At 69.3% G+C, this 4,980-nt stretch carries 3 protein-coding genes; 2 read left to right on the forward strand and 1 reads right to left on the reverse strand.

Features of this window, described 5'->3' with window-relative positions; genetic code table 11:
• Positions 1-113: 113 nt before the first annotated feature.
• Positions 114-1,238, reverse strand: a complete 1,125-nt coding sequence (locus tag ABTW72_RS25975) for a glycoside hydrolase family 12 protein (protein ID WP_350862707.1) — start codon at positions 1,236-1,238, stop codon at positions 114-116.
• A gap of 299 nt (positions 1,239-1,537) precedes the next feature.
• Between ABTW72_RS25975 and ABTW72_RS25980 the strand changes: the two genes are divergently transcribed.
• Entirely contained in the window at positions 1,538-2,644 is a 1,107-nt protein-coding gene (locus ABTW72_RS25980) for an FAD-dependent monooxygenase (protein ID WP_350862710.1), read from the forward strand.
• A gap of 130 nt (positions 2,645-2,774) precedes the next feature.
• On the forward strand, positions 2,775-4,535 hold the full coding sequence (gene ctaD / locus ABTW72_RS25985; protein WP_091393593.1) for an aa3-type cytochrome oxidase subunit I: 1,761 nt from the start codon (positions 2,775-2,777) through the stop codon (positions 4,533-4,535).
• Positions 4,536-4,980 lie beyond the last annotated feature (445 nt).

A 4,980-nucleotide genomic window follows, 5' to 3' on the forward strand; every position in this document is an offset into this window, starting at 1 on the left:
ACTCCCCCCCACCTTTTCCCCCACCCCGCCGTCTTCCCTTTTTTCTGGGGGGGGGGGGGGGGCCCCGGGGGGGGGGGGGGGGCCCCCCCCCCGGGCCGCCCCCCCACGTCAGTTCAGGAGCGGGAGCAGGTTGCCCCGTTGAGCGAGAAGCTGGTCGGCGACGAGTACGAGCCGCTCAGCGTTCCCTGGTAGCCAAAGCTGGCCGTGCCGCCGGGTGCGACCGACCCGTTGTGGCCGGTGTTGCGGGCGGTCACCGTCGACCCGCTCTGGCTCACTGTGGCGTTCCAGGCGTTGGTGACCTGCTGACCGCCGGGCAGGCTGTAGGTGAGCGTCCAACCGTTGATCGCGCTGGAGCCGGTGTTGGTGATCTGCACGTCGGCCGTGAAACCGTTGTTCCACGAGTTCGCCGTGTACTTCACCGCGCAGCTCGCGCCACCGCCCGGCGGCGGCGTGGTCGGAGGCGGCGTGGTCGGGTTGCCGCCACCGTTGACGTTGGCCGAGAACGACGTCACCGCGAGGCCGACGCCGCCCTGCCACGGCTCGAAGCCGGCCTGGATGCTGGTCAGGTACCAGGAGTTGGTGATCGCGCCCCGGTTGCGGGTGTCGTTGATGAAGTCCAGCACGCTGAAGTTCAGGCTGGAGATCGCCGACGACGCGACGTAGGAGATGACGTTGTTGGAGCCGTTGCTGCCCCGCCAGACCTCCCAGGTGCGGCCGGCCAGGTTGGTCGTGCCGACGACCGAGCCGATGGGCTGGATCGAGCCCTGCCGGTTGAGCCAGATCATGATCTCCATCTGGTTCACCCCGTCCCGCTTGGGCGAGGGGTCCAGCCAGATGTCGTACGACGCGTTGTAGGTGGCGCCGCTGACGTAGCGGTAGGAGATGCTGCTGGTGGCGCTGCTGATCTGGCTCACCTGGATCGGCAGGTTCGTGCCGGGGGAGCAGTTGGTGTAGTGACAACCGAAGAACACCGAGGGGTACGCGGTGGGCGCCCCGTTGGTGGGGCTGCTCCCGTTCTGGGTGGTGATCTCGAAGCCGCTGCTGGTGACGTTGATGCATTGCTGGGCGGTGGTGCCCCAGCGGTTGTTCTGCACCACGTACCGGCCCTGGATGGTGGTCGAGCCGTACTGTTCGCAGATCAGGGTGTCGGCGGAGGCGTTGCCGCCGAGGGCCACGGCGACCAGTGAGCTGGCGACCAACAGCCCGGCGGCGGCCAGGGCCCGAAGTTGACGTTTCATGACGCTCCTTGACTCGGCGCGTGCCGGGCGCCGGATGTGGTGGGGTGGTGCGGGAGCGCTCCCACGCTCAACGACACATTTACATGTCTGAAACTGCCGCGCAACCGTACGCGTCGAACTGGTGAATTGTGAGGATTGCCATCTCCCGCCGGACGGCTTGCCGCGGACGGCCAGCCGAGCGGCGCGGGTCACCGACGAGCGGCGGGGTGCGGGCCGATTGGGCCTGGTGTGCGTCGATCGCTCCGAGTAGCGTGTTGCCTCCAACGCGTGCCGCTCCCCCTCCGGAGGCGTACACCACCATGGGTGGCTCCCCCCTGCGCATCCTCGTCGTCGGCGCGGGCATCGCCGGCCTGGCCGTAGCCCGGGCACTGCGCCTGGCAGGCTTCCGGCCCGACGTCACCGACAAGCTGCCGCCGGGGGAGTCCACCGAGACCGGTCTCTATCTGCCCGGGAACGCCGCCCGCGCGCTACACCGGCTCGACCTGCACGACCCGGTCCGGCCGATCGGGCAGGTGATCCGCCGGCAGCGGTTCTTCGACGCCGCGGGAGCGCAACTCTGCGAGGTCGACCTCGACGCCCTCTGGACCGGCGTCGGCGAGTGCCGGGCGCTGCCCCGGGCCGACCTGCACCGAGTGCTGCTCAGCGGTGCTGGTGGCGCCGTCCGGCACGGCGCCGAGGTCCGCACCCTGGACCTCCTCCCGGGCGCGGTCGGCGTCACCTTCACCGACGGCACCACCACGGAGTACGACCTGGTCATCGGTGCCGACGGGCCACGCTCCTCGGTCCGCGCCCTGGCCGCGCTCGGTGGGCCGCCCCGCCCGGTCGGGCAGGTGGTCTACCGGGCCGTCCTGCGCGACGGTCCACCGGTCACCGAGTGGACCGCCCTGCTCGGCCAGCGCTCCGGGTTCCTGATGGTGCCGATCGGCGCCGGGCGGCTGCACCTCTACGCCGACGAGGCCGGTACCGAGGAACCCGCCGACCCCCTCGCGCGGCTGCGGGACCTCTTCGCCGACTACCGCGGCCCGGTACCCGAGGTGCTGTCCGCCCTCGACGAGGTGCACGTCGGGATCACCGACGAGGTGGAGTTGGGCCGCTGGCACCGGGGCCGTGTCCTGCTGGTCGGCGATGCCGCGCACGCCACCGCGCCGACACTGTCGCAGGGTGCGGCGATGGCCCTGGAGGACGCCGTGGTGCTGGCCGAGTCGCTGCGCGCCGCCAACAGCGTGGAGGCGGCGCTCGTGGCGTACGAGAGTCGTCGCCGTCCGCGTACCCGATGGGTGCGGGACCGGACCAGGGACCGCAACCGGACCAGGGACGTGCCGCCGGCGCTGCGCGACCCGCTGCTGCGCGGACGCGGCGACCGGATCTTCGGGGAGCACTACCGGCTCCTGCTCGGCCCGCTGTAGGCCCGTTGTAGATCGTGTCACGCCACCCCACGCGGCGCTGCGACCTGCCGGGGACTATCCTCCTTGCGGATGACGGCCCGCCGATAACCAGCGTGTGCCGAGCGGGACAACCGAGAACCGGAGGCCACTCGTGACCACCGTCGCACCCAAGCCGGTCGTGACCCGGCCCTGGCCGGTCCGGGAGCCGGTCAAGGGGTCGGCCATCGCGCGGCTGCTGCGAACCACGGACGCGAAGCAAATCGGGATCATGTACATGGTCACCGCGTTCGTGTTCTTCATGATCGGTGGCCTGATGGCCCTGGTCATGCGTGCTGAGCTGGCCCGACCCGGGCTGCAGTTCCTGTCGCCCGAGCAGTACAACCAGCTCTTCACGATGCACGGCACGATCATGTTGCTGTTCTTCGCGACGCCGATCGTGTTCGCATTCGCGAACTACATCGTGCCGATCCAGATCGGCGCGCCTGACGTCTCCTTCCCCCGGCTGAACAGCTTCGCCTACTGGCTGTACCTGTTCGGCGGGACGATGGCGACCGCCGGTTTCATCACCCCGGGTGGCGCCGCTGACTTCGGCTGGTTCGCGTACGCGCCGCTGAGCAGCGTCGAGCACTCGCCGGGCGTCGGCGCCAACATGTGGATCATGGGTCTGGCCATCTCCGGCCTGGGCACCATCCTCGGCGCCGTGAACATGATCACCACGGTGCTGACCCTGCGCGCGCCTGGCATGACCATGTTCCGGATGCCGATCTTCACGTGGAACATCCTGGTCACCAGCCTCCTGGTGATCCTGGTCTTCCCGCTGCTGGCCGCCGCGCTCTTCGCGCTCGCCGCGGACCGCATCCTCGGCGCGCACGTGTACGACCCGGCAACCGGTGGGCCAATGCTCTGGCAGCACCTGTTCTGGTTCTTCGGGCACCCCGAGGTCTACATCGTGGCGTTGCCGTTCTTCGGCATCATCAGCGAGGTCATCCCGGTCTTCTCCCGCAAGCCGATCTTCGGCTACAAGGGTCTGGTCGCCGCGACCGTCGCGATCGCCGCGCTCTCCATGAGCGTCTGGGCGCACCACATGTTCGCCACCGGCCAGGTGCTGCTGCCGTTCTTCAGCTTCCTGAGCTACCTGATCGCCGTGCCGACCGGTATGAAGTTCTTCAACTGGATCGGCACCATGTGGCGGGGCCAGATCAGCTTCGAGACGCCCATGCTCTGGGCGGTCGGCTTCCTGGTCACCTTCCTCTTCGGTGGTCTCACCGGTGTGCTGCTGGCCAGCCCGCCGATCGACTTCCACGTGTCGGACTCGTACTTCGTGGTGGCGCACTTCCACTACGTGCTCTTCGGCACCATCGTGTTCGCGGTCTTCGCGGGCATCTACTTCTGGTTCCCGAAGATGTTCGGCCGGATGCTCGACGAGCGCCTGGGCAAGGTGCACTTCTGGCTCACCATGATCGGCTTCCACACCACGTTCCTGGTGCAGCACTGGCTCGGCAACGAGGGCATGCCCCGTCGGTACGCCGACTACCTGCCCAGCGACGGCTTCACCACGCTGAACACGATCTCCACGATCGGCGCGTTCATCACCGGTATCTCCACGCTGCCGTTCATCTACAACTGCTGGAAGTCGTACAAGACCGGCCCGGTGGTCGAGGTGAACGACCCCTGGGGTCACGGCAACTCGCTGGAGTGGGCGACCAGCAGCCCGCCGCCGCTGCGCAACTTCGACCGGATGCCGCGGATTCGCTCCGAGCGGCCGGCGTTCGACGCGAAGTTCCCGGAGTTGGCGGCCGGTGGCCAGAGCCTGGCCGGCCCGCCGGAGGGTGGCGCCAAGCCGCTCACCAGCGAGTCGGACGGCGGAGCCAGCTACCGCGAGGACACCGCGAGCGACGCCGACCGGCACTGACGCTCAAGTTCAGCAGGACGACGGGCGCCGCCCCCGGGAAACCGGGAGCGGCGCCCGTCGCCATGTCCAGCCCGCTGCCTGGCTCGTCCCGCCCCGCCCTGGCCGGCTCGGCCCTGCCCGGCCTGGCTCGGCCAGTCCGGCCTGGGTCCGTACAGCCCTGGGCTGGTCCGGCCGATTGGCGTGCTCCGGCTGACTCCGCTCGGCTCGTCTGGTCCGGCCGCGCCCGCGTCGCACCTGCGTGGCCGGATCTCCAGGTGACGTAGGTCGGCCAGCATCCACACCGGCCGACCCCAGGTGACCGTAGTGCTGACGAGGGATATACCTGTGAGTCATAAATATTCCTCACAGGTATATCCGCCGTGAGCATGTGTGCCGCCTGTCGGGCGGTCGAGGTGCATCGCCTACCAGCGTGGCGCTGCGTCGTTCCGGCGGAGCAGCATGCTCC

It is taken from the genome of Micromonospora sp. NPDC127501, from assembly GCF_040302185.1.
Lineage (GTDB): Bacteria > Actinomycetota > Actinomycetes > Mycobacteriales > Micromonosporaceae > Micromonospora.